This is a genomic window from Paraburkholderia bannensis NBRC 103871 (assembly GCF_000685015.1).
Lineage (GTDB): Bacteria > Pseudomonadota > Gammaproteobacteria > Burkholderiales > Burkholderiaceae > Paraburkholderia > Paraburkholderia bannensis.
Genome location: NZ_BAYA01000053.1, coordinates 1 through 24876, shown reverse-complemented (window position 1 = coordinate 24876; position 24876 = coordinate 1). Strand labels below are relative to the sequence as shown.

At 60.8% G+C, this 24876-nt stretch carries 19 protein-coding genes; 9 read left to right on the top strand and 10 right to left on the bottom strand.

All coding sequences use genetic code 11. The features are described from left to right. Positions 1-65: 65 nt before the first annotated feature. From BBA01S_RS44655 to lon, 5 genes are all read left to right on the top strand, one after another. Complete coding sequence (locus BBA01S_RS44655) at positions 66-539, top strand: hypothetical protein (protein WP_052392073.1); 474 nt, start codon at positions 66-68, stop codon at positions 537-539. Between the two features lie 66 nt (positions 540-605). Next, positions 606-1247: a MarC family protein gene (locus BBA01S_RS37675; RefSeq protein WP_027820917.1), complete on the top strand. Its 642-nt coding sequence runs from the start codon at positions 606-608 to the stop codon at positions 1245-1247. A gap of 211 nt (positions 1248-1458) precedes the next feature. Continuing rightward, positions 1459-1710: a hypothetical protein gene (locus tag BBA01S_RS47415; RefSeq protein WP_156966254.1), complete on the top strand. Its 252-nt coding sequence runs from the start codon at positions 1459-1461 to the stop codon at positions 1708-1710. Positions 1711-1839: 129 nt separating this feature from the next. After that, on the top strand, positions 1840-2247 hold the full coding sequence (locus tag BBA01S_RS37665; RefSeq protein WP_245641717.1) for an Hsp20/alpha crystallin family protein: 408 nt from the start codon (positions 1840-1842) through the stop codon (positions 2245-2247). 53 nt (positions 2248-2300) lie between these two features. Further along, positions 2301-4691, top strand: coding sequence for an endopeptidase La (gene lon / locus BBA01S_RS37660; RefSeq protein ID WP_027820915.1), 2391 nt, complete (start codon positions 2301-2303; stop codon positions 4689-4691). On the opposite strand, the gene BBA01S_RS37655 is transcribed toward lon, so the two are convergent. From BBA01S_RS37655 to BBA01S_RS37630, 6 genes are all read right to left on the bottom strand, one after another. Further along, positions 4688-5242 carry a phosphoglycerate mutase family protein gene (locus BBA01S_RS37655; protein WP_027820914.1) on the bottom strand — a complete coding sequence of 185 codons (555 nt, stop codon included), beginning with the start codon at positions 5240-5242 and terminating at the stop codon, positions 4688-4690. The two genes, lon and BBA01S_RS37655, sit on opposite strands and share 4 nt — an antisense overlap. A gap of 129 nt (positions 5243-5371) precedes the next feature. Continuing rightward, positions 5372-7576 carry a TonB-dependent receptor gene (locus tag BBA01S_RS44650; RefSeq protein ID WP_156966253.1) on the bottom strand — a complete coding sequence of 735 codons (2205 nt, stop codon included), beginning with the start codon at positions 7574-7576 and terminating at the stop codon, positions 5372-5374. 507 nt (positions 7577-8083) lie between these two features. Next, on the bottom strand, positions 8084-8530 hold the full coding sequence (locus tag BBA01S_RS37645) for a DUF4188 domain-containing protein (RefSeq protein ID WP_027820913.1): 447 nt from the start codon (positions 8528-8530) through the stop codon (positions 8084-8086). 60 nt (positions 8531-8590) lie between these two features. Next, the gene (locus BBA01S_RS37640; RefSeq protein ID WP_084162788.1) at positions 8591-14941 is read right to left on the bottom strand and encodes a type I polyketide synthase; all 6351 of its coding nucleotides are present in this window, start codon (positions 14939-14941) and stop codon (positions 8591-8593) included. Beyond that, positions 14941-15840, bottom strand: a complete 900-nt coding sequence (locus BBA01S_RS37635; RefSeq protein ID WP_027820911.1) for a hypothetical protein — start codon at positions 15838-15840, stop codon at positions 14941-14943. The genes BBA01S_RS37640 and BBA01S_RS37635 overlap by 1 nt, the downstream gene beginning before the upstream one ends. A gap of 194 nt (positions 15841-16034) precedes the next feature. After that, on the bottom strand, positions 16035-16889 hold the full coding sequence (locus tag BBA01S_RS37630; RefSeq protein WP_042298555.1) for a hypothetical protein: 855 nt from the start codon (positions 16887-16889) through the stop codon (positions 16035-16037). A gap of 1101 nt (positions 16890-17990) precedes the next feature. On the opposite strand from BBA01S_RS37630, the gene BBA01S_RS37625 reads away from it, so the two are divergent. After that, on the top strand, positions 17991-18962 hold the full coding sequence (locus tag BBA01S_RS37625) for a hypothetical protein (RefSeq protein ID WP_027820909.1): 972 nt from the start codon (positions 17991-17993) through the stop codon (positions 18960-18962). Between the two features lie 136 nt (positions 18963-19098). On the opposite strand, the gene BBA01S_RS37620 is transcribed toward BBA01S_RS37625, so the two are convergent. Genes BBA01S_RS37620 through BBA01S_RS37605 form a run of 4 tightly spaced genes read right to left on the bottom strand, consistent with a single transcriptional unit; the run spans position 19099 to position 21996 of the window. Then, positions 19099-19818 (bottom strand): amino acid ABC transporter ATP-binding protein, encoded by a 720-nt coding sequence (locus BBA01S_RS37620; protein ID WP_027820908.1) that lies wholly within the window; start codon positions 19816-19818, stop codon positions 19099-19101. Beyond that, positions 19805-20455, bottom strand: a complete 651-nt coding sequence (locus tag BBA01S_RS37615; protein WP_027820907.1) for an amino acid ABC transporter permease — start codon at positions 20453-20455, stop codon at positions 19805-19807. The genes BBA01S_RS37620 and BBA01S_RS37615 overlap by 14 nt, the downstream gene beginning before the upstream one ends. Continuing rightward, on the bottom strand, positions 20452-21129 hold the full coding sequence (locus tag BBA01S_RS37610; protein WP_027820906.1) for an amino acid ABC transporter permease: 678 nt from the start codon (positions 21127-21129) through the stop codon (positions 20452-20454). Before BBA01S_RS37610 ends, BBA01S_RS37615 begins: the two co-directional genes overlap by 4 nt. A 60-nt stretch (positions 21130-21189) precedes the next feature. After that, positions 21190-21996, bottom strand: coding sequence for a transporter substrate-binding domain-containing protein (locus tag BBA01S_RS37605; RefSeq protein ID WP_027820905.1), 807 nt, complete (start codon positions 21994-21996; stop codon positions 21190-21192). Positions 21997-22272: 276 nt separating this feature from the next. Between BBA01S_RS37605 and BBA01S_RS47410 the strand changes: the two genes are divergently transcribed. From BBA01S_RS47410 to BBA01S_RS47405, 3 genes are all read left to right on the top strand, one after another. Beyond that, positions 22273-22554: a hypothetical protein gene (locus tag BBA01S_RS47410; protein ID WP_156966252.1), complete on the top strand. Its 282-nt coding sequence runs from the start codon at positions 22273-22275 to the stop codon at positions 22552-22554. Positions 22555-22953: 399 nt separating this feature from the next. Next, on the top strand, positions 22954-23406 hold the full coding sequence (locus BBA01S_RS37600; protein WP_027820904.1) for a hypothetical protein: 453 nt from the start codon (positions 22954-22956) through the stop codon (positions 23404-23406). 151 nt (positions 23407-23557) lie between these two features. Beyond that, positions 23558-24876 (top strand): radical SAM/SPASM domain-containing protein (locus BBA01S_RS47405; protein WP_027820903.1); only part of this gene is annotated, 1319 nt, incomplete at its 3' end.

Sequence of the window (24876 nt, the reverse complement as noted above, 5' to 3'; positions counted from 1 at the left end):
AAACGCGAACAGGAACCTGGCGTGCAAGCATTTCGACGAAGCCGGTTTCTCAAACGGGGAGTGCAATGATGTATACCGACAACGACACGAAGGCACGCGTCAGGGCACACGAAAAAGCAGGCCCAGCCCTCACGGCGCACGAGCATGTGGGGCTGAACGGCAAGATCGCGGTTGCGATTACGAATATCGTCGGGACGATGTGGTGTGCTTATGTATTCGCGGCAATTACGCTTGTCAGCTTGCCCGCGGCGATACAAGGCGGTGTTGCGACGCTGATTGCGTGGGTCGCACAGACGTTTTTGCAGCTCGTGCTGCTGTCCGTCATCATGGTCGGCCAGAAGGTAGCGGCCGCTGCATCGGACAAGCAGGCATTGCAGACCTACAAGGACGCAGAGGCGCTGCTGAAATTGCAGGACGAAATGCGCCAGCTCATTGAAGTCAACAATACCCTGACCGAAGCCATCCATCGCGCGGTGCTGGAAATGCAGTCGTCGACCCAGCGATTGCCCGAGAAAGGTGCGTCGCCGCCACCGGCTTGACTGGAATTGACGGCTATCGGCGTGGCGCCCCGAGGGGAGCCAGGACAACGATCACGAGGTTGCCCCATGGCCATCGACTTTACATTTGCGGTGAAAGTCTTCTCGGCGCTCTTTGCGATCATGAATCCGATCGCGAATATCCCGGTTTTTTTGTCGCTGACCGAGGGACTATCCGACGCGAAGAAGCGTGCCATCGCTGCCACGACCTTTGTCGGCGTGACGATTGGCTGCGTCGTTTCCACCGCGCTGGGCGAGGCAATTCTCAATCTCTTTGGGGTGACGATCAACGATTTCCGGCTGGCTGGAGGCTTGCTTGTCTTGCTGATCGCGCTGGACATGGTGCGCGGCTCGTCGAGTCCCCAGCACACGCCGCGCCAGGGCGAACTGGGTGACAGCGGCTACGATCAGGACGTGGCCATCTTTCCGCTGACGACGCCATTGCTTGTCGGCCCCGGCACAATTGCGACGCTGGTGGTGTTCGGACACACTGCAACAACCAACGGACAAATCATCAGTCTCTGCCTGGGGCTGGTCGCGTTTCTCGCGTTGCTAGCGGCTGCGTTATTTTCTGCACCGTTCGCTGGACGCTATTTGTCGGTCAAGGTGACCGCCATCACAAAGCGCCTCATGGGCATGATACTTTCCGCCATCGCCGTCGAAATGATGACCACAAGCTTGACAGCGATTTTCAGGGGAGTGAGCCATTGACGCGCGGAGCCGATACTGGCAATGAATGGCCGTCCGCACGGCGGGAATCGGGGCATCGTTGTCTTTGACTACGAAAGACGGGATCCGGATATAGGGGCACTGTTGCCCGACGCTGATATCTTCTTTGTGTGTTCCATTCACACGTTTTAAGGCTGCCGGCCAAGCGAAATTGGTTACTATTGATGCCTCCAGAGACGAAAGGGAGTTGTCCATGAACAGTCCTTCTGGTTTTCCAATCCTGCATAAAGACGGCGACTCGTTTTTTAATTACCTGATCAGTGGAAAGATGTACGAGATTCAGGTGAAGGGCGAATGCCTGGAAGACGTGTTTGGCTCAGAAGGCGGCCGGGCCAACGATGAAGCAGCCCTGCTCGACAACCTGCAGGAGATCGTCGATGTGGTGACCCGGAAAGTGGGCGCGGGCGCTGCTTCACCTGTTCAGGTGCTCAGCGACGATTTCTGAACCTCATCGCGTGCGTACCTCGCGTGCATACCGTTTGCATCCGCCTCCACCAGCTTGACAGGCACGCACCGATGGCCTTTGATGAATCAACGGTCAGCACCGGGCTAACCCAACGGCAGGGAGTCGCACGTGTCCATCACCCGCCATACGATCATGTGGGATGCCGCCGTCGATACGCTTGAGCGCGCCGCGCGCCTGCATCGGCAATTCTTTCGGTTAGCGGGTCAGCACGCAAAGGCGCCGATGTGGGAGCCGCCGATTGAGGTGTTCGAGCACGACGGGCTGCTCGTGATCGTGGTGGCGCTGCCTGGCGTGGCACCCGATCTGGTGGAATTGAAGCTCGAAGGCAACACGCTGGTCGTCGCGGCAGAGAGAGCATTGCCACGACGCGCCCTCGCGGGCGACGCGGTGCATTGCCTGGAAATTCCCTATGGCCGCTTCGAGCGGCGCATCCAGCTTCCCGCCGGACGTTATCGCCTTGTCCGGCGCGAGTCAGAAAACGGTTGTCTTTCACTGGACTTCGAGAAGCTGGATTGATCCGGGCGCATACGGCTGCACGCGGGCGCACACCGGAGAATCGAGGAGCGAAGATGAGCACGGACAGCGAGCGCGATGACGCCGACTCCGCACCGCCGGGCCCAGATGCGGCGCCGACGCCCGTCATGCCTGAGGACAGCTTGATCTTGCTGCCGGTGCGCAATGCGGTGCTGTTTCCCGGCATGGTCATCCCGCTGACGGCGGCACAGGGGCAGGCAAAGGAGGACGTGCAGGCCGCCGTCAAGCGCCAGCTACCGCTCGGCATCGTGATGCAACGCGATCCATCACTGCAGGATCCCCCCTTTGAAGGCCTCAACGAGATTGGCACGGTCGCCAACGTGCTGCGCTATGTCACCAGCCCCGACGACGGTGCGCATCATCTGATCTGCCAGGGCGTGGAACGCTTCCGTTTGCTCGCGCCAGTGGACGGCCTCGGGTTCCGCGCCGCGCGGGTGGAAATGCTGCCCGATGCGGCGCAAAGCGACGCTGCCGTCGACGCTCGCGCATTGGTGCTCAGACAACGCGCCGGGGAAATGATAGGACTGCTCCCCAATCCTGGCGGCGAACTCATCAAGGCGCTGGACGCTATCGAGTCGCCCGGACTGCTGGCAGATACAGTGGCCGGCCTGCTCGACATTCCCGCGCAGCGCAAGCAGGATATTCTCGAAACGATGGACATCTGCAAGCGGCTCGACAAGGTGCTGGACGCCGTTGCCGGACGAATCGAAGTGCTGCGCCTGTCGTACGAAATCGGCGAGCAGACGCAGAACCGGATCGACCAGCGTCAGCGCGAAATGATGTTGCGCGAGCAACTACGCACGATCCAGCGCGAACTCGGCGAGAGTGGGGAAAGCGGCGAAGAGGCGCGCAAACTGGGCGAGGCGATTGCGGCTGCCAATATGCCTGCGGATGTCGAAACACCGGCACGCAAGGAACTCGCCCGGCTGGAACGCATGCCGGAGGCCTCCGCCGATTACTCGATCAGCGTGCGTTACCTCGAATGGCTGACGGAGTTGCCCTGGAGGCTCCCACCGCAAGCGCCTATCGACATCGCCCGCGCGCGGCAGATCCTCGATGACGCTCACTTTGGTGTAGACAAGGTCAAGCAGCGCATCCTCGAATATCTCGGCGTCAAGAAGCTCAACCCGCTAGGCCGCGCGCCGATCCTTTGCTTTCTTGGGCCGCCCGGTGTGGGCAAGACATCCCTGGGTCAAAGCATCGCACGCGCGCTGGAGCGGCCGTTCGTGCGGGTCAGCCTGGGTGGCGTTCACGACGAAGCGGAAATTCGCGGCCATCGGCGAACCTATGTGGGCGCCATGCCGGGCGATATCATCCAGGCCATCCGCAAGGCGGGCGCACGCGACTGCGTGATGTTGCTGGACGAACTCGACAAGCTGGGACACGGCGTGCATGGCGACCCGGCCGCGGCCATGCTGGAGGTGCTGGATCCCGAGCAGAATGCTTCGTTTCGGGACAATTACCTCGCGGTGCCGTTCGACCTGTCCGCTGTCGTATTCGTCGCCACGGCCAACCAGCCCGAAAATATTCCCGGGCCGTTGAGAGACCGTCTGGAGATTCTGGATCTGCCGGGATACACGGAGGCGGAGAAGTTTCACATCGCCCAACGCTTTCTGGTGCCACGCCAGTTGCAAGCGTGCGGACTCACCGCCGAACAATGCGAGCTGACCGACGACGCACTGCGCACCATCATTCGCGACTACACGCGTGAAGCCGGTGTGCGCAGCCTGGAGCGGAAGATCGGCGCGGTGTTCCGGCATGTGGCGTTACGCGTCGCCGAGGATCCTGTGGCGCGTGAGCGAATCGACTCCGATCGCCTGGCGTCGATTCTGGGGCATCACCGCTTCGAGCGCGAAGTCGCCTTGCGAGCCAGTTTGCCGGGCGTAGTGACCGGGCTGGCATGGACAGCCGTTGGCGGGGAACTGCTCTTTATCGAAGCCAGCAGCACGCCCGGCGGCGGCAGGCTGGTGCTGACCGGCCAGTTGGGCGACGTGATGAAGGAAAGCGCGCAAGCCGCGCTGACCCTCGTCAAGTCGAAGTGCGAGGCATTGAAGATCGATCCTGCGAGCTTCGAAAAGCGCGATATTCACGTGCATGTCCCGGCTGGCGCGGTTCCCAAGGACGGCCCCAGTGCAGGCGTGGCGCTCTTCGTTGCGATCGCGTCGCTGATGACAGGACAGGCAGTGCGCAGCGATTGCGCGGTGACGGGGGAAATCAGCCTGCGCGGCGTTGTGTTGCCCGTGGGCGGCATCAAGGAAAAGGTGCTTGCAGCGCTGCGCGCGGGCATCGAAACGGTTTTGATACCTGCACGCAACGCAGCTGACCTCGAAGATATTCCAGCCGACGCCCGAAGCCAGTTGCGCATCGTGCTGCTGGAAACAGTGGATGATGCACTGCGCGAGTTGACCGCAGCCACAGGCGCCTAGCTAATCGGCGCAGTGGAATCCCCGGCGAGCAGCAATTGCGGACGTTGCGAGAATGTCCATGCGTCTCCCGCGCGCTCAAGTATCCAGATCACGTCGAACCGGTCGTCCGGCCACGCTGCGGGAATCGCAGGCGCGTTAGGCACGTGTCCGATGATCTGGGGCAGCACTTTATGTTCCCATGCCACCAGGACGACGCCGTCGCGGCTCAGTACATCCACCATCAGCGCCTGACCGTCGTCCTTGAGGTGAGTGGTGACGTAGTTCACCGGTGCCTCTTCGCGCAACAGGGCGACAAGGGGCGTCACCGTCTGCATCGATCGCTTGCTCTTGCTGGCCGGGCCAGCTCCCGCCGCAAATACCGTGTCGGGCTTCAGTCGCTCTTCATGCGACTTCTCAAGCGGGCAAAAGAATCGGGCCAACGCGCCGGCACGCTGCCAGCCGCGCACGGAGAGACTTTCGGCGTCGGGTTTGCCGTCGGCCTCGATGCCGGTGCCCTCGTTGTCGGATGGTTTTTCCGCGTGCCGGATAAACAGGATTCGAACGGGTGGCATTCTGCCTCCAAGGCTCGGTGTGAAACATGAACAGCGATGGTATATCGAATTCGAAATCGAGCGGCTCTGTGCCAACGGCAGCACGTACACATCGGCGGAGCACGGCAGGACGCCGCGCCCCTCGCGATCCTAGAAGTCGAGTTCGAGACTCGCGCGAACGGTGCGCGGCGTGCCGAGGTAAGCCGTATTCGCACCCGCTGAGCCGACGATATTGCCGTCCGCGATCGACACGTAATAAGCGCGGTTGGTCACGTTGAGCACGTCGAGCCGGGCGGTCGCATGGTGCCTGAAGAAGCGGGCCGTCGAATAACGCACGCCCAGATCGAATGTCGCGTAGGCGCTCGCATACGAATTGTTGGTGTTGGTCGCCGCCCGGTCGCTTTCGTAATGCACAGCGCCCGTCAGCGCCAGTCCTTCCGCGTAATGCGGGTGATAGTCGAGCACGAGATCGCCCTTGAAGCGCGGCACGCCCACCACACGCATGTCGCTGGTCGCCGCATTGCCGGTGCCGGTCAGGCGCGCATCGACGTAAGTCAGGCCGCCCAGCACGCTGAGGGACGGCAGCACGTCGCCTTGCACGAAAAGCTCTGCGCCAATATTGCGCTGCGTTCCGACCACCGAAAACAGGTTGGTCGCCGCGCTGGTTTCCGCAAGCGGCCGCGTCATGCGAAAGCCATCGAGCGTGACAAGCAATGCGTCGCTGGGCGCATATTTCACGCCCGCTTCGTATTCGTGATCGTGATAGGGCGCCATGAACTGATTGACGTTGGCCGTGCCGGCGGGCGCCTGATCGCCTTCCTCGACGCTATCAGACCACGTCACATAGGTCGTGACGGTCTGCGCGGGTTTGTAGGTCAGCGCAACAGTCGGGCTCAGCATCGGGCCATGCGAATCGCGGCTCGTCGTCGCGCCGTTCGCGTTGAAACTGCTCGCGTTGAGGAACGAGGCGGCCAGCGTGCCGTGCAGCGCCCACTGCGAATTGAAGTGCAGCGTATCGGCCGCCACGAACGACTGCTCGGAAATGGAAGCCGACTGGTATTGGCCGCCCGTCGCCGGAACTGGCGTGGACGGAAAGATCACCGGATTCGCCAGGCTCGATGTCCCCAGCACCGTCGCAATCGAATTGCGGTTCGAGTATTGACCGTTCTCGAAACCGTTGATACCCAGCGACAGATCGTTCTCCATCGAAAAGGTCTTGAAATGGCCATTCAGGCTGGCCATGTAACTCGCGATCGTGAAGTGCGGGACGGCCGTGAAATTCTTCGTGACCTTGAAATTGCCGGCATTGTCGGTCATGGAATTCGTGATGCCGTACAGGCCGCGTTCGGCGTTCTGGTAGAGGCCGCCCACTTCCATGCTCCAGTCGTCGTTGATGCGATGCTTGAGCTTGATGGCCGCGGTATTCGTCACGAGATTCGCACCCGCGCCGGGCTGGCTGTAACCCGCACGCGTGGGATCCACGGCGGCGGGCAGCACGGTGCTTTTACCGCTGCCATAGACGATGCTGCCAGGCAGGCCCGTCACATTCGTTTCGTAATGGCTCAGGTCGAGTTCGACGATCGTCCTGGCGTCGACATGAAAGTCGAAATCGCCGGAAACCAGCGTGCGGTTCACGTGGCTGCCGGGCGTATAGCTGGTTCCTTCGCCATGCACGACATTGAGCCGGTAGCCGAGCACGCCATTGGGCCCGACGCGTCCACCCAGGTCACCTTGTTCGGTCAGCACGCCGCGCGAATCGAACCCTTCCACGAAGCGATAAAGCGGCGTGTCGGTTGGCCGCTTGAGGATGTAGTTGAACACGCCCGCTGCGGGCTGCGGGCCATACAGCGAGCCCGCGAGGCCGTTGAGCACTTCGATGCCGGAGAGATTCTCCGTGGGGATGGCAGTCGTACCGATGACGTTCATGCCGTCAAGCCGCGTGTTCTGGACGATGCTGCCCTGGAAGCCGCGTGACTGCGGGCGCGACACCTCATAACCCTGCTGGTCGCGAATCTCGACCGACGGCAGATAGCGCAGGGCGTCGTTGACCGTGCGCGCGCCCGTGTTGACGAGCAGATCTTCGGGAATCGTCGTGACCGAAAACGGGGTATCGGCGATCGGGCGGCTACCGAGCGGGCCTAACGTTGCAGCGCCAGCGCTGTATACCGGCGTCGCAGCGCTGTTGTCGCTAGCGGAGGCCGATATCGTGACGGCGGGAAGCTGTACATCCGCCGCGCTTTGGGACGTGAGCGCCGATTGGGCGTGCGCGGCGGATGCTGTTGAGAACAGTACGAGCGAGGCGACCAGGAATGGAGAGGGCGGGAATAGCGACTGGGTGGTGCGAATGACGGACATGGTGTATTCGGCGAATGCCAATGCGCCACCGACGGCGAACTGGCATCGAAATATATTTGTGGATATAACGCGATTCAAAAAAATACGCAGGTTTCAATCTGCGTTATTTTTTATGGCAACGGCGGCAAGATATTAATGCGACGCTGTTGGCGCGATCCAGCACAGTTGTCGGCTGGAACGGCGAGCACAGAGGGGGAAAATGCCGATAGTTCGTATCGGGCGAAATGTGGAATGGTCTTTTTAAGCCCCATCTGGCAGGTTCTTCTGGGCTTCATCAGCAGCAACACTGAACCAGCGATCCAGACAACTGGCTGACAGGGTTGGTGACGATCCGCGGCAAACTACGCGTCAGCAATTGCAGTAATGCAGCGCTCGCTGTACGTGCACATCGAGCTCGTGGCGCACGTGCGACGTGTCGTGCGGCGCTTGAAGACGCGGCGTCAGAATCTGGCGATGCGAAGGCTTCCCTTCAATCGATGGTCACATGTCTTGCTGACGAAATCTCGCTTAAGTCTGAAAACGCCGGTCGCGCGATGGATTCAACTCTCCAGCCTTGCCCAACCCGAATCGCGGCATGTTCACATAAACGTTCTCGAACGAGCCAGCGGACACAAGATAGGTTTCGTGCCAGATACCCACATCACCTCGCGTGCGAAGCAAGCGGTTGAACGCACGCCACGCGGGCAAATGTTCCGCTTCGGGGTTCGCGGCGTAAGCGCGTAGTTGTTCGAGCGATCTCCAGTACTGCACCGCAATCGTGGTGCGACCAAGCCACATTTCCGAGGACAGCAGGCCCGTGTCCGGCGTCGCCTTCAGTTCGCGCAGCATGCGCGGAAGCGCGCGCATCAGCGGCAGCCAGCGATGGATTTTCCAGGGCCGGTTGACGCGCATGCCGATCATGAAGACGACGAAATCGCCCGCGACCTCAGCGGTCATACGCTCGTGAATCACCATAAGGCACTCCGGGCTCGCGACGACGGCTGCCGCGCGCTTTCGCCGTCGCGAGTCGCGAGCCTATGCTTGCAGGATGTCATCCAGGATCTGCGTGGACAAATCGGCGATGGTCGGGCCGCGCACGAGAAATAGCCCGCGGAACCGGTAGCCGGTGCAGCGTTCGAGTACGAGCGAAATTTCGGTGGCCATCAGCGAATCGACGCCAAGATCGGTCAGGTTGCTGAGCGCATCGACGCGGCTCGGGGGCAGTTTGAGTACGCCGCAGATCCGTTCCGCGACTTCGGCATAAACCTTCTGCCAGCGCTCCTGCGCCGAGGCCGCGCTCACGCTCTGGCGGAACTGCGCTGCGGGATGGGCCTTGTCGACCGACACCGACAGCATCTCGGACAAGCGCCGGGGCAGTGATCCATCGAGCCGCTCCTGCCAACGTTGCCAGTCGATATCGAACGCACCGAACTGACACCAGTGCTCCTGCAACGCATTGTCGAGAATCTCCAGCGCCTGCGCGGACGCCATGCCACGCAAGCCGAGGAGATCGAGGTGCCCGGCGAGCGACACATCGCGCGCAACCATCCCCACATCCCCGATTACGCCCCAGCCGATGCTCGTGGCCGGCAGACCCAGGCCGCGCCGGTACAGAACCAGGCCGTCCAGGAAGGCATTGGCCGCCGCGTAGTTGAGCTGGCCCGGGTTCCCGAGCGTCGCGCTCACCGACGAGTAGCAGACGAAGAAGTCGAGCGGCGCCTGGTCGAGCGCGCAATGCAGGTTCCACGCGCCGACCGCCTTGGTTTGCATCACGCGTTCGAGTGTGGCTGCGTGCATCGAGGCAATGGTTGCATCGTCGGCAACGCCGGCGGAATGGATCACGCCCCGTATCGGCGGCATGGTTTGCCCGATTTTCGCAATGGCCTGCCGCACGGCGTCGGCATCTGCGATGTCGAGCTGCTCGCTGTACACCTGCACCTGCGCGCGGTGCAGCGAAGCGAGCACAGACTGGGCTTGTTCCGTTTGCGGGCCACTGCGGCTGAACACGGCAATATGGCGCGCGCCGTTCTTCTCAAGCCATTTGACGGTTTCAAGACCGAGGCCGCTGAAACCGCCAGTGACGATATAGGTACCTTGCGCATGCGTGAGTTGGCGCGGCAGGCTGGTTTCGAGTTCGACGACCTGATTGCGCAGATCGACGTTCAGGTTGCCGCTGTGTTCGTTTCTTGCCAGTACCTGCCACGCTTCGTCGACATGCGAGAGAAGAAACGTCGACGTGGGCAGCGGCTTCAGGGTCGTGCCTTCAAGCAGCGGTGTCAGCGCATCGAGTGCGGTGCGCAGCGCCCCGACGCTTTCGCGGCGCGTACGTTCCAGATCGAGCGGCAGATAGACGAAGCCGCGCTCGAACACGTCTGGCGGCACGCTTGCGCGCTGCCGCGCGTGCGATGCCTTCGCGATGTCGACGAACCGGCCACGCGATTTGAGCACGCTAAAGCATCGATCGCGCAAATCGCCCGTCGCGCGGTTCAACACCACGTCGACTCCCGCGCCCGCCGTCCATGCGCTGACGTCATCGACAAATCGCAGTGAGCGACCGTCGGAAACCGGCCCAATGCCGAAATCTCGCAGCACCGCGCGTTGTTGCGTGGTTCCCGCGCTGGCAAACACCGTCGCGCCTTTCCAGCGCGCCAGTTGCACTGCGGCGAATCCGAAGCCGCTTTCGGCGCGATGAATCAGCACCGATTCGCCGGGCCGCAGTTCCGCGATATCGAATAGCGCGTGCCACGCGAGCGCCCAGTCGAGCAGGGTCGCGGCAGGGTGCAGCTGAATTGCCGATGGATACGCGCTCGCGCAAGCATGAGCAACGGTGACGTGCGAGACGAGAGACGGCAGGGACGCGAGAACCGCGACGGAGTCGCCGGTACGCAGTCCGCCGGCATTCGGGCCAACCGCAACGACTGTGCCGCTTGCGCGGCCGTCCAGTTCGCCGGCATCCGATGCATCGAACGCGTAGTCCAGCAAAGCGATTTCAACCTCGCCGTCGCGCGGCGCGCGACGCTCGACCTCGTGAAAGACGATACGCGCGTTCGGCCCCGGTGCAGTGGCCTGCATGGCAAAGCCGGTGGCCGCGGTGGAGCGGGCAGGCTCACGCCGCGGTTCACGCCACGGTACGATGCGCGCGACGTAACGTTCGCCGTCGCGGAACGCCACTTCGGTTTCGTCGCTGCTGCTCACAAGCTCGTCGAGAAGCGTCGCCGCCGCGCTCAGCAACTGCGCGCTGTTCAGGTCGATCATGCGTACGCGCGAGTCTGGCCGCTCCAGGGGCAACACGCGCCCCAGACCGAGCAGCGCATGCTGGCCCGGTGCGCCGGGATGTGCGTTGCGCACGACGTTCTGCGTGCGCAACGTCGCGATACAGAGCGTCAGATCTTCTGCCGGGCGAGTGCGCTCGAACTCCTGCGCAACGTGCAGCAGATCGATCGTATCGACGATGCCGGTCGCGACGCGTGGCTCGCTCGCGGTGGCGTCAAGCCCCCACAGATAGATCGTCGCGTCGAGCTTGCGGTCGGCGAGCGCCGCCATCAGGCGCGCCATGTCGTCGCGCGACTCCCGCGCGATTTCAAATGCGGCGTCGCCGGTCTGACGAAAGCCTGCGCCAGGCGTGACCGTGATGCAGGTGATCCGTCGCTCGCGCGCACGGGCGGCCAACTCGTTTCCGATCCCATCGGCGTCGGCGAACACGAGCCACTGCTGGGTGAGAAATTCCTTGCCCGCCCTGGCGGTCTGCTTGCGCCAGTCAGTCTTGTACAGCAGTGCGTCGCGCGACGATTCTGCACGGGCCACCACGCTGACAGCGCGCGCCCGCACGCCGAAAAGTTCAACCGCCACCTGGCCGTCTGCATCGTAGAGGATCAGATCGCCTGCAATTTCGCCGGTAGCGTCGCCGCTCGCCTGCTTCAGACGCGCAACGCAGGTCGCCGAGGCGCTGAGCTTGTGCTGAAAGCGGATCTGGTCGACTGCCAGCGGCAGGTAGATCGTGCGATCCGTTGGCGAGTCCGCGGCTTTCAGCGCAAGCAGGGTCTGCAACGCGCCGTCGAGCAGCACGGGATGTACGTAGTAATCGATCGCATCAGCCGCGTGTTGCGCGGGGATTTCGATTCTGGCGAGAGCTTCGTCGTGAGCGGCGTTCGTATCGACCGTTCGCAGGCAACGAAACGCCGGGCCATATTGCAGGCCGAGATCGGCAAAGTGCCGATAGAAATGTTCGAGATCCACCGGCTGCGAACAACGGTGCGTCAACGCGGCGAGGTCGAGCGAGGCGCTGCGCGCTGGCGCGGGCGTCGTCGAGAGGCGCCCTGATGCGCCAGGCGACCATGCCGATGTCGCGTCGTAGGCGCGGCTATGAATCGTGAAGCGTGTGCCCTCGTCGTCGAGTTGCAGCCGCACGAACGGCGTTTGCGCAATGCTCAACGAACGATGAATCGTCAATGCCTCGATCGCGATGGGCTCGCCTTTTGAGCGCTTTGCAACGAGCGCCATTTCGATGAACGCCGCGGCGGGCAGAATCGCTTCGCCCAGGACCTGGTGGTCCTGCAAATACGGGTAGCGATGCGCCGCGAGTTCGCCGTCCCATGCCGCGTGCGGCTCGCCTGGGCGTTGCGCGAGCAGTGGATGCACCTTGTTGCTGCCGAGCCGGTCGGCGCGCGACATGTCGGTCTCGCACCACAGCACGTCGCGATCCCACGGATAGTTCGGCAGGGGCACGCGCAAACCGCTGGGGTAGTGAGCCCGCCAGTCGATTCCCGCGCCGCGGCAATAGAGTTGCGCGATGCAGGCGAGCAGTGTATTGCGGCTGTCGAAATCGCGCCGCTGCATTGGCATGCTGACGCCTTCCACGCCAGCGTGCAGCAGGCATGCACTGATCGCGCCCGCGAGAACGGGATGCGGTCCGACTTCGACAAAGGTGTCGTAGCCATCGGCGATCATGGTCGCGAGCGCGTCGCCGAAACGCACCGACTGGCGCGCGTTTTGCCACCAGTACGCGGTGTTCTGGCTCGCCGTGTCAAGCAGCAGCCCGCTCACCGTCGAGTACGCTGGCAAGGTCGGCGCATGGGCGACGAGCGACGCAAGCGAGGCATTGAACTCGGACTCGAACGGATCGATGTGATGGCTGTGATAAGCGACATCGACCTTCAGAATGCGGCTGAAAATGTGTTCGACCGTCAACAGTTCATTGAGCGTGACGATGGCGTCCGCGTCGCCCGCGACCGTGACCGACGTGGGGCTGTTCACGGCCGCAATCGTTGCGCGCCCTTCGACGTACTTGAGGAACGGCGCGATCTCGTGCGGCCCGAGATCGACCGCCATCATTTTGCCGAGCCCTGCCGTGCGCTGCATGATGCGGCTGCGATGGTAGATCAGCAGCAGCGCATCGGCGAGACTGAGGGCGCCGCTTGCATGGGCCGCCGCGATTTCGCCAACGCTATGGCCGATCACGGCGTCGGGTTGCAGGCCATAGCTGCGCGCGACTTCGACGAGCATCAACTGCAACACGAGGTTGCCGACCTGCGCATGCTCAGGGGCCGTCATGGGCTCGCCGCTTGCGTGAGTGAACAGTTCATCGAGCGACCAGCCGGCGAGTGGTTGCCAGATCGCGTCGCAACGTTCAAACAGGTCACGCGCGATGGGCTCCCGTTCGATCAACCCGACGCCCATGCCGTAGAACTGCGGGCCCATGCCGGTGAAGACGAAGGCGACCTTGCGCTTCGCGTGGGTGATTTGAGGGCCGCTGACGGCAAACGTATCCACGGCGTCACGGGCGGCCAGCCGACGCAACTGATGAGCAAGCGTGCTGGCGCAATCTGCCACGATGCCGACTCGATGCGAGTGATGGGTGCGATGGCGCGCAACGGTGTGGCCGATGTCGTTGAGCGTCAATGCCGGATTGCCGTCGAGCAGGTCGGCGAACTGGCGTGCCCGCGCGATGAGCGCGGCGTCGCTTGCGCCCGATAGCGGAAACACGGCGGGGCGGCATCGTTCGGCGAGTGCGGGGCTGGCGCGCTGTGGCGCCTCGAACAGAATCGCGTGCGCATTCGTGCCGCCGTAGCCGAAGCCATTGATCGCGGCGCCGGCCGGCCCATCATGCTCTGGCCACGCTTCGGGTGCGACCGGGACGCGCAGGCGCAGCCCATCGAAGTCGATGTCGGGGTTCGGCGTGTGAAAGTGCAGATTCGGCGGAATGAGCTGGTGCTCAAGCGCAAGCACGGTCTTGATGACGCCAGCCATGCCCGCCGCTGCTTCAAGGTGGCCAATATGGGTCTTTGCCGAACCGATGAGCAGCGGCGCGCGACCGTTACGTCGTATCGCGATGCTCTCGCCAATCGAGACGCTCTCGGCCAGATCTCCCGCACGCGTGCCGGTGCCGTGCGCTTCGACGTACTGGATCGCATCGGGACTCACGCTGGCCGAGGTCTGCACCCGCCGGATCAGGGCGCTTTGTGCCGCGGTGTTCGGGGTGGTGATGCCTTCGGTGCGTCCGTCCTGATTGATGCCGGTTCCCGCAATCACCGCGCGGATCGGATCGCCGTCTCGCAACGCCGCGTGCAAAGGCTTCAGGATCAGCATGCCGGCGCCTTCGCCGCGGCCGTAGCCGTCGCCGCTCGCATCGAAGGCCTTGCTGATGCCGTCGGGCGCGAGAAAGCCGCCTTTGCACATTGCCACCATGTACTCGGGCCGCAACATGATGTTGACGCCGCCGCACAGCGCCATTTCGCATTCGCCGGCTAGCAGCGCGCTGCACGCGACGTGCAGTGCGACGAGCGACGACGAACACGCGGTGTCGATCGACATGCTGGGGCCACGCAGGTCGAACGTATAGGAAAGACGGTTCGACAGCATCACCATCGTTGAGCCAACCGCCGTATGAGTCGTGATCGTGTCGCGGTTGTAGGTGTTGAGCATGTGCGTCTGGTTGTCGAGCATGAAGCCGCCGACATAGACGCCAGTGGGCGAGCCGCGCAGGCGCTCGGCCGGAATGCCGCTGTCTTCGAGCGCCTCGGCCGCGACTTCGAGCAGGATGCGCTGCTGCGGGTCAAGCAACATCGCTTCGCGCGGGGAAATGCCAAAGAACGCTGCATCGAAGCCTTCGACCGGCTGTTGCAGGAACGCCGCGCGTCGCACATAGGCGCGTCCTGGCACGTTCGGGTCTGGATTGAAAAAACGTTCGAGGCTCCAGCGCTCCGCGGGCACGTCTGTGACTGCGCCCGTGCCCTCCAGCAGCATCCGCCAGTACGCTTCAGGCGACGTAGCGTGTCCAGGGAACCGGCAGCCCATGCCGATGATCGCGATGCGTGCATCGCGCACAGAAACGGATTCATCTGGCGACAATGCGCCGGCGTTACGCCAGTCTGGTAAGCGACGGTTCATCAGATATTCCAGTTGACTTTAACGGGGCCTTGCGGCGTGGTCGTATCGTTCAGCCAGCTCTGCAACGAGGCGTCGGTCTCGTTCGCGATAAGCGGTGCATAGGCGGGCCACCGCTGACTGTCGAATCGCAGAATCGTGCGCCACAACTGCAGCGACGCGTTGTTGGTCACGGTATCGGGCGAATGTTTGCCACCGTGTTCAACGTCGGTTCTCATGTCGATGTAACTCTGATAGAGGTACACCCTCAAGTCGGTGCCCGCATTCAACGTGTTCTGCGTGAAGAGGTTCTGCGTCTCGTTGGTCGAGGGCGTGCTCGAAGCGGCTTGCGCCAGCGACCACAGCCCTGCGCGAATGTCCTGGGTATCCTGATCCGCGATGCCTGCGTAATACCCGACGATCTGGTTGATCACCGAGTTCCAGTCTCCCGACATGTTCGGCGCAACCTCATCTTTGAGTTCCGCGGAAAACAGCGGGCACTGCAACAGCTGGCTGACGTAGGCGAGAAAGCCGTTGAGGTTTCCGGCGGCGGCGGGGCTCGACGGATTGAAGCCCGACGCGCGCTGCGCGAGGCTCATGACCATGGCGCAGCCGGTTGCAGGGCTCGCCGCCAGCGAGGCCTGTTGTAGTGACTTGTCGCTGCCGGCGCGCGCGTGGCAGACCGCGAGATCCGCGGCCAGTGCTTGTCGCGCGTTCGGGCCGACCAGCTTGCCGTTCGACACCACGGGCTGCCCGTTGGCACCCGCGACGAGGCGCTCGATGTGCGCTTGCGTGACCAGCAACTGGGGGGATGCCACGGCGATTGCGCCAGCGATCGCGCGCGCAGGATCGGCTTCGCGAGGGTGGCGGTTGCGAACGACCCATTGCTGGAATGCAGCGATACCGGTGTCAATATCGGCCATCAGTTCACCTTGACGACAAGATCGTGGAAGGGGCGCACACGGTCGCGGCGCTTTCACGGGCCTCGCCGGTACGCGCGGGTTCCGTCATGAAGACCGACAGAACCCGGCGACCCACGTTACCGCGCGCCTCGATGCAAACCAGCCGGACAAGGGCGTTCCTGCGGTGCGCTCACCCGGCCGGTCGAACCGGATGGCTAGCCGTTGAGTGCGGGAATCGGCTTGGTGCCGTCCGTGCTGGTTGCGTTCCCGTTGAGCCAGTCATCGATGCTCGACGTGAATTTGGCCGCCACGGACGCCGCATACTTCGGCCATAGATTGCTCTGGAATTCGAGGCGCAGACGCGTCACATCGTAGGAGCTCTGTTTCGTGTCGTAGCCCTTACCCTGTTTTTCGTAGAAGCTCACGGTGCTGTTGTAAAGGTAGAAGCTGATCACGCCATCGACGTTCACGGCGTTTTGCACGAACACGTTTTCGGTTTCGGTCGTCTCCATCGTGCTGGAGGCGGCCTGCGCCAGCTGCTTCAGGCCGGATACGATCGAGTTCTTGTCTTCGTTGGCAATGCCCGAGAAGGTGTCGGCGATCGAGTCGATCAGCGTGTTCCAGTCCGAGGTCTTCTTCGTAATGGTGAGCCGGTCCGACATCTTCAGCACGAACAGCGGACAGCTGCCGATGCGCCGCAGGTATTCCTGATACGCAGAAGCCGATGCCGAGTCGTTGCTCAGCGTTTGCGGCTGATAGCCCGCGGCATTTCGCGCCATTTCCGAGAGCGTCATCGCACCGCCGACGAGATCCGAGCCCCACACATCGAGGAAGGCCGGATCGCTCGGCCCTTTTGCCTTGAGAAGCGCCTGCGCCTGCTTGTCCTTTGCAATTGCGGCCGACGCGCCCGCGCCCGTCAGGGCCGCCTGAGAAGGCGCTTTTTCAGTCGAGCCATTGGCCGCCGCGACCATTTGCAGCGCATCCCGTGCTTGAGGCGTATGAATGCCGTGCGGGCCCGAGAACAATGCGGGGTCGTGCAACGTCAGCCACGATAAAACTTGGTCTGCCATGATTCTCTTCTCCAGATGGTTTTCTGCTGAGTGGAAATCACGATGAACGTCTGTTTAATACGGTATGCTTACTAAATGTGGCAATGAAACAGTCATGCGAGTCGAACGACTTCTACTGCGCTTTCTCCCTGTTTCAGGGAAAAACCTGTGCATTATGTGCAGATGCGCGCTACCAGCCGGCGGCGGGCGTGCGCGTTGACCGGTCAGTGCTTCGCGGATGCATCTAGTCGTGCTGTTCTTGCGTTAGCCCGACCCAGCGAAGGCCGGAGAGGCTATGCTTGACCTGTTACGACTTTGACGGGAGAGGGCGGAAACTGGATGACAAGTAGACGTCCCATCCTGGTTCAAAGGAGTGGGCTTTGTCGCGCTGGTCTGTGGTCAATGTTGTCCCCCGTATTTCGTATTCGGTGCGCACCACGTATTCGTTTGGTCTTGTCTGCGCCGAGGTGCGTGCGTGAATAATAGTCAGAAGAAAGAGATAGTCAAGAGGTCGATGTCCAGCTACTTCAGGCGGGGATCTGACTATGCCTGGTGAATGTAGGACGTGTCTCATGATGCTGAAAACACCCTTGTTTCACCGTGGAGTCGCTGCAAGCTCACGCGGAGCGTGTTGTCATTCGCCTGCAATAACTTCGTAGTATCGACGTTTGCCGATAAAAACTATCCCGGCGATTAATGAAAAAAATCTGCCGCGATGTTTATGCGAATTCACTGAGTGATCCTATCAAATCAGATAGCTTATGAATCAGCGTGTTTCAGGAGGCAGGCGGGTATGCGGCGCTCCACGCTGAGTGCGTTCGAACGGGCTTGATCGGGAGGACGCGACCCTTTACGGACAGTCGACGTTACTGGGTGCGGCAATTCCCTAGTGCTCAATCTGCGCATGTTGACGGTGCGAGAATTCCGCATTTGTCTTCGTCTTCGTATTCGTCTTGAAGGAACCGCGATGCAGATCGGCTCGATTCCGCGCGTACGCGTTTTTCCAGAGTGCCGCAGATAGGGGAATCCTTGTTGAACCAGCATTTGTGTATTAGATTCCGTAGGCAACGCGTCTTGTTACCCCATTTCTAATATGGCTTTTTATGCATTGGAGATTATCGAATGTCGTTACGAGTCAGCACCAAGGCGACGCTAGCCGTAGCAAGAAAGTTGATAGAGAACGTAGTCAAGGGTAATCCAGCATTCAAACCTTATAAGGGAGAGCACGGCAACGCATCCTGGTTCTTGATTGACGGCGATCCACATACGGGAGTGGCGAATCAGGGAAAAGACGTCATCATCTGGGCTGAAATCGATAACGCATTTGTACAGACGGACGATTCGCTGGTCGAGGAACAAATTTCTGCCGTCAGACGAGAGCAGCCAGGGTTGATAGACAGGGCGCCGAAGGAATTCGATCTGACCGTATGGAACAAGATTGGGGCAATCTGTTCCGCTCGTACCAAGGCTACCAATTTAAAAGTGCCGTCCTGCAAGCTTTCTGTGAATCCGGGCCGATTTCTGGTTTTGCCGCCGTCGGTCTCGCATGCCTTGACGATCGATTTCAAAAGATTAGATAGCGACAATCTGGCTTTGTTTTCTGCCGAAAATTTTTCCTATGAGACGTACAAAGAGGAGCGCGAAAAATACGAAAGTAACAAGAACAACATGGATAAAGTCATTACTGTGTGGATCGGGCCGTTCCGGGGGCCGGAGGACCGGGCGCGTAGAGACATCCGGCCCATCTACGAAAAGGTAAAGAAAGACATTGGTAATCCAAAAATCAAGATCTCATTTCACTTTCGTATATTTACCTTTACCAGGATTGGTTGGGTCATGGATCCGAATGCGCCGAAGACAGAGCAGGTGGATGGCCACTATTGTGCTGTTAGCCTTACCTACATGAACTATCGTGACGCGAAAAATGCCTTCAGGAAAATCCTGATCAACCATGACGGTAACCAGAAAATTCATTGCTTTGCCGGTTCTGACTGGCACCAAGAAGGTAAGGATCGGGCGACTTCCGTCACCGGAAAGGCCTATTCCGGGGCTGTCGAAGACACAGTTTTCAACGCGACATATACTAATTTTTAGCTAGCGTCTGTTCACATTCCCACGAGCGGGCCAAAGGCGCAGGCAAGTGCCATGAAGGCCAGATAATTCGACGCATCGCACGCGAGCATCTACAACGCTTGACGAGGTCGTGCACGAATTGCCTTCATGCACCGCGCTATTGAATGAAACGCTGCAACTCCACCGTCGAAGGCTGCTCGAAGAGGGCCTCCGGCGGCCCGCTTTCCCACACGCGGCCTTCATGCATGAAGACGACAACATCGCTCACGGCGCGCGCGAAACGCATTTCGTGCGTGACCATGATGAGCGTCATGTCCTCGCGCGCGAGACTTTCCACCACGCTCAGCACCTCGCCCACGAGTTCAGGGTCGAGCGCCGAAGTGATTTCGTCGCACAGCAGCACGCTGGGTTTCATCGCCAGCGCGCGGGCGATCGCCACGCGCTGCTGCTGGCCGCCCGAAAGCTGCTCGGGAAACGCGTCGAACTTGTTGCCGAGTCCCACGCGTTCGAGCATCTGCTGCGCAGTCTCGCGCGCTTCGGCTCGCGACGTCTTCCTGACCACCGTCTGGGCGAGCATCACGTTCTGCCCGGCCGTGAGATGCGGGAAAAGGTTGTATTGCTGGAATACCATGCCGACCTTCAGCCGCAGCGCGCGCAAGTCGGCGTGGCGTGCATCGACGTGTTCGCCGTCAATTTCGATTGAGCCTGCGTCGATGCTTTCGAGGCCGTTGAGCGCGCGCAGGAACGTGCTTTTGCCCGATCCGCTGCGGCCGATGATGCTCACGACCTGGCCGCGCTCCACGCTGAGGTCGATGCCCTTGAGCACGTGATTCGCGCCGAATTGCTTTTCGACGCCGAGGGTTTTAACGAGCGGCATGCCATTTCCTTTGCAGCGAGCGCGCATACCGCGTGAGCGGGTAGCACAAGACGAAGTAGATGAGCGCGACCAGGCCATAGACGAGAAACGGGCGGAATGTCGCGTTCGAGATGATCGTGCCGGCCTTGGTGAGTTCGGCGAAGCCGATGATCGACACGAGCGCCGTGTCCTTGATCGCCTGCACGCCGAAGCCGACGGTCGGCCCGACGGCGATGCGCGCCGCTTGCGGCAGGATCACATGGCGCAGTTGCTCGAAGTAATTCATTGCCAGGCTGGCCGACGCTTCCCACTGTCCTTTGGGCACGGCTTCCACGCAGCCGCGCCAGATCTCGGCGAGATAGGCGCTCGTGAAGAATGTGAGGCCGAGCGTGGCCGCGACCCAGGGCGAAACGTCCACGCCGACAAGCGGCAAACCGAAGAACACGATGAACAGTTGCAGCAGCAGCGGCGTGCCCTGGAACACCTCGATGTAGATGCGCACGATCGCGCGCAGCAAACGCGAACTGGACACGCGCATCACAAGCAGCACGAGACCGACGGCCCCGCCCGCGACAAATGACACGAGCGAAAGCAGGACGGTCCAGCGCGCGGCCAGCAGCAGTCCTTCGACGATTTGCGCGAAGGTGAATTCGATCATCGCGTGCCTCGCGGGTTGCGTGCGAACAACTTGCGGCCGGTCGCGTTGAGCGCGGTGCGCAGCACGAGCGCCATTGCCAGGTAGATGCCCGCGATCAGGAAGTACGTTTCGAACGCCCGGAAATTGCGCGACTGCACGTAGCTCGCCGCGTACGTGAGGTCGGCGACGGAAATCTGCGAAACGACGGCCGAGCCAAGCATGGTGATGACGATCTGGCTCGTGAGCGCGGGAAAGACTTTCGCGAATGCTTGAGGCAAGAGCACGTGCACGAAGGTTTCGCGCGGCGACATGGCGAGCGCAGCGGCGGCCTCGCGGTGCCCGCGCGGCACGGCGTCTATGCCCGAACGCAGAATTTCCACGGCGTACGCACCAAGATTGAGCGTCATCGCGAGCACGGCCGCCGTGTATTCGCCGATATGGATGCCGAGTGCGGGCAAACCGAAAAACACAAAGAACAGCTGCACGAGAAATGGCGTGTTGCGGACGGCCTCGACATAGCCGTGAACGATCGCACGCGCCGCCGCATGGCGGCCCTGGTGCACGGCGGCGCCCGCCACACCGAGACTTACGCCGAGGGCCGTGGAAACGGCGGTAATCGCGAGCGTGACGGCGGCGCCGGACGCGAACATGCCGCTATAGGCGGCAAGGTCGCCGAACTGAAGCTGATAGCTCATGAACGGAAAAAGGACTCGCGGTGGTGAGGCGCGCCGCGCTTGGCGGCGGCGCGGGATGCGTCAGAGATTGGCGGGCAGCGGCTGGCCAAACCACTTTTTCGACATCGCCTGAAGCGCGCCGTCCTTCTTCGCTTCGTCGATCGTGGCGTTGACCTTCGCGAGCAGTTGCGGCTCGTTCTTGTTGAGCCCGACGAAGCAGGGCGAGTCCTTGATGACAAACTTCATCTGCGGCTCGCGCGGCGGATGCTTTGCAAGAATTGCCGCTGCCACGATGTTGCCCGCCGCGATCAACTGAACCTGACCGGAGAGAAACGCCTGGATGGTGGCGTTGTTGTCGTCGAAGCGGCGGATCGTCGCGTTGGGCGCCATGTTGGTGAGCGCCACCTCCTCCAGCGCGCCGCGCGTCGCGCCCACGGTTTTGCCGGTGAGGTCGGCCGGGCCGCTCACCTTGATGTCGGCGGGGCCAAACACGCCCTGGAAATACGGTGCGTATGGCGTCGAGAAGTCGATGACCTTCTCGCGGTCAGGCGTTTTGCCGAGCGAGGAAATCACGAGATCGACCTTGTCGGTCTGGAGATACGGGATGCGGTTGCCGCTGTTCACGGGCACGAGTTGCAGCTTGACCTTCATGGACTTCGCGAGCAGCGCGGCCATGTCGATGTCGTAGCCTTGCGGCTGCATGTCGGGGCCGACCGCACCGAACGGCGGATAGTCCTCCGGTACCGCGACGCGCAGCGTGCCGCGCTTCTGGATCGCGTCGAGCGCGTCAGCGTGCGCGCTGGGCGCGGCGAAGACGGCGAGTATGGGCGCGCTCAGCAGCGCGGCGAGCAGGCGTCGGCGCGACGCGAGCGTTTGGGCGAAAGCCATCCTGTGTTCCCCGGAAAGGTGATTGGCGCGACTGGTGTTGCGCAGCAGGCGATGCACTAAGCAAGGGTCGAGCCAACCGAAGCGGGGCGGGGGTGCGCGAGCCGTTAGCGGGGAAGAACAGGCGATGAATTTACGTCGACTGCGCGATGATTCACCGTTTTGGTGCGTTACGTCGGCGCAATGCCGGGAAACGTTCCTGCTCGGCAAGAGCGATTCGATGAGGGAGGGTTTGCCACCGGCTTACTCGCAACGATGATGAATTAGGTCGCCTTCGCCATGACACCTGCTCCTGGCTGCAACGTCGGAACGGCGATTCGTTTTGCCCCACGTTCCACCGAGCATTTCCCGAACGCCCGCGAGCAGTTCTTCCCTGAAAAAGAACTAGATATCCAGACCACTTACGGCTACCAACGAGAAACTCCTGTCTCCGCCTTCATGCATTCTCGTGGTCACAACAGTCTCGGCAATAGCCGGCGGCTCTACGAATACGACACCAGCATCATCTCCAGTGCACTGATGCGGCGGCTAACGCTGCGCCGAACCCAATACCAATGGTAACTGCCACATTCGTCGTGTTGAGGGCACCGATTGTTTTGGGTGAAACGTTTGCGAAAAATAATAAAAATTGAGTGATTTTTACGAAAATCTTACCGACAACGTAATATTTCGTAAACCTAATTTGATTGATATAAATTGTTATGCGAAAAACATTTTATTCATTCTAAATGCACACTACTGTGAGACGCGAAGTTAAGTAATTTGATGAGCATAAGTTTAGTTTGGATTCAGAAATAAGTTGAAAAATGAAGTTCAATGTATGACTATGATCTTCGGCAGTTGTAGTTTGCGAGTGCAGGGCAATTTCCCTGCAAACCAAGAGTGAAGAGACCATCATACCGACGATATTTGCTCGATAGGTGGAGGCTTCATCTTTTTTAAACAAACGAGCCCACATCCATGAGTCAACAATCCAACACCCTGTCCGCTGACGATCAAAGAAATCTGGAAGCGCTGCTCAATGCGCTGCCGGACAATCGGACGCAGGCGAGCCTGCCCGATTGCAATACCTACAAGACGTATCGTCCGATTCTCGAATCGGCACTGCCGTTGATTAAAAAAATTCCGCTGTTCGGCGCGAAGATCTATACCGCTCTGTCGTTCTTGATGCAGCTTGCCGATGGTGTTTGCCAGATTTCCCTGAGCAGTCAGGATGCGGTTCATGGCGCCACAAACGGAGCGCTGGAAATTCAGAAAGTGAACAACAACGAGTTGCTGATCAAGTTCCCCCAGGACGCCAAGATCAACGCCGGCCAAATCTCCGAGACGGACCTATATTTGGCGTTGGGCCGTAAAGTCCTTACCCCCGCCCAGTCCGGTAATGCCCTGCGCGGTTGCATCATCGAGTGGTGAAGTAGATAGATAGAGTCTGTTGATGCCGAATCTGCAAACTGTTCGGCGTTATTGACAGATGCCCTCCGGTGTTGCCGGAGGGCGTTCTCGGCGCGACTCGGGAGCACTGATGTGCCCGTCTACCAGCGCTTCGCAGCATCGAGGATGTGCCATGCAGATAAAAATATCGCGATATACCCTCAGGATACCCGCGGGGGCGGTCACCTATCTTGTCAACACCCTATCGGGCGCTTCCGTCGCGCTGGCGCCAGCGGAGCTGCGGGCGATCGAAGTATTATTCGACGACCTGGCGAACGATCAGGTCATCACGCCGGAGAGGCAGGGGCTGATCGAACTGCTTATGAACAGCGGCTTTCTCGTACCAATAGAAGTCGACGAACGGGCCGCCGCGCTTGAGAAATACGATCGCAGCCGGTCGAACCACGATGTGCTTTCACTGACCATCGCGACGACGATGGAATGCAATATGGGTTGCTATTACTGCTTCGAGGACCGGCTGAGTGCCGAGAAGCTGGCCGTGCCAGACATCGAAGGCGTTGTCAGGTTCGTCTCTAGCCGGCTTCGAGAGAAGGGCAAATTGCACGTGAACTGGTTCGGCGGAGAACCGCTTCTGGCGAAGGATTTCGTATTCGAGGCGTCCCGCGCTCTTATACAGCTCGCTGAGAGTCGTCAGGCAGGATACAGTGCAACCATCGTGACGAACGGATATCACCTCGACTCGTTCACGGCGCAGGAACTGCGCCGTCACGGCGTGACGGGTGTTCAGGTGACCTTCGACGGGCCGAAGGAAGTGCATGACAGCGTGAGGCGTCACCTGCCGGGCGTTGGCTCGTACATTCCAATTGCAACAGATATCGTTCAAACAACCAGGGCAAGCCGGCGCGTTGGTTCTTACGACACGATCCTGAACAACATCATGTCGGTTGCGGACGTGATGCGAATCAGCGTCCGGGTAAACATTAGCCGGCAGAACGCGCCGGCCATCAAATTGCTCGTCGATGACCTGGTGGCTGCCGGACTCGCCGGGAAGCTTGCCGCAATCGATTTCGCTCCTCTGTTCAATTTCAAGGTCAACGACCCCAAAAAAAACTATCAGGCAACCGACAAGGTGCACTTCGGCATGCCTGATTTTGCTGAGGTCGAGGCAGAGCTTATTGAATACGTGGCCGCGCAAGGGTTCTCGTTGAAAGATTGGGCGGATCCGTCCTACGCCGGTTGCATTGCAGTCTCCGCTAACGGTTTCGTTATCGACAGCACAGGCGAGGTAAAGAAGTGCGATCACGAACTCGGTGTTCCGGGCACCGCTATTGATTCGCTGCGGGACGGTGCCGTATTCGATGCCGATAACGCACGAAGATGGGATGAATTCCGGCCGGAACTCAACGCAGGTTGTGGCGATTGTGTGTTGCTTCCAGTCTGTTACTCGCACTGTCCACACAAACACATGGAGTCGTCTCTGGAACGGGCTGA

Bases quoted from the DNA above. Each gene is read 5' to 3' on its own strand.
- BBA01S_RS37675 (WP_027820917.1), top strand. From the start codon at position 606: ATGGCCATCGACTTTACATTTGCGGTGAAAGTCTTCTCGGCGCTCTTT.
- BBA01S_RS37615 (WP_027820907.1), bottom strand. From the start codon at position 20,455: ATGATCGAATTCACCTTCGCGCAAATCGTCGAAGGACTGCTGCTGGCC.
- lon (WP_027820915.1), top strand. From the start codon at position 2,301: ATGAGCACGGACAGCGAGCGCGATGACGCCGACTCCGCACCGCCGGGC.
- BBA01S_RS37620 (WP_027820908.1), bottom strand. From the start codon at position 19,818: ATGCCGCTCGTTAAAACCCTCGGCGTCGAAAAGCAATTCGGCGCGAAT.
- BBA01S_RS37630 (WP_042298555.1), bottom strand. From the start codon at position 16,889: ATGGCAGACCAAGTTTTATCGTGGCTGACGTTGCACGACCCCGCATTG.
- BBA01S_RS37640 (WP_084162788.1), bottom strand. From the start codon at position 14,941: ATGAACCGTCGCTTACCAGACTGGCGTAACGCCGGCGCATTGTCGCCA.
- BBA01S_RS37655 (WP_027820914.1), bottom strand. From the start codon at position 5,242: ATGCCACCCGTTCGAATCCTGTTTATCCGGCACGCGGAAAAACCATCC.
- BBA01S_RS47415 (WP_156966254.1), top strand. From the start codon at position 1,459: ATGAACAGTCCTTCTGGTTTTCCAATCCTGCATAAAGACGGCGACTCG.
- BBA01S_RS47410 (WP_156966252.1), top strand. From the start codon at position 22,273: ATGACACCTGCTCCTGGCTGCAACGTCGGAACGGCGATTCGTTTTGCC.
- BBA01S_RS37645 (WP_027820913.1), bottom strand. From the start codon at position 8,530: ATGGTGATTCACGAGCGTATGACCGCTGAGGTCGCGGGCGATTTCGTC.
- BBA01S_RS37635 (WP_027820911.1), bottom strand. From the start codon at position 15,840: ATGGCCGATATTGACACCGGTATCGCTGCATTCCAGCAATGGGTCGTT.
- BBA01S_RS37625 (WP_027820909.1), top strand. From the start codon at position 17,991: ATGTCGTTACGAGTCAGCACCAAGGCGACGCTAGCCGTAGCAAGAAAG.
- BBA01S_RS37610 (WP_027820906.1), bottom strand. From the start codon at position 21,129: ATGAGCTATCAGCTTCAGTTCGGCGACCTTGCCGCCTATAGCGGCATG.
- BBA01S_RS44650 (WP_156966253.1), bottom strand. From the start codon at position 7,576: ATGTCCGTCATTCGCACCACCCAGTCGCTATTCCCGCCCTCTCCATTC.
- BBA01S_RS37600 (WP_027820904.1), top strand. From the start codon at position 22,954: ATGAGTCAACAATCCAACACCCTGTCCGCTGACGATCAAAGAAATCTG.
- BBA01S_RS37605 (WP_027820905.1), bottom strand. From the start codon at position 21,996: ATGGCTTTCGCCCAAACGCTCGCGTCGCGCCGACGCCTGCTCGCCGCG.
- BBA01S_RS44655 (WP_052392073.1), top strand. From the start codon at position 66: ATGATGTATACCGACAACGACACGAAGGCACGCGTCAGGGCACACGAA.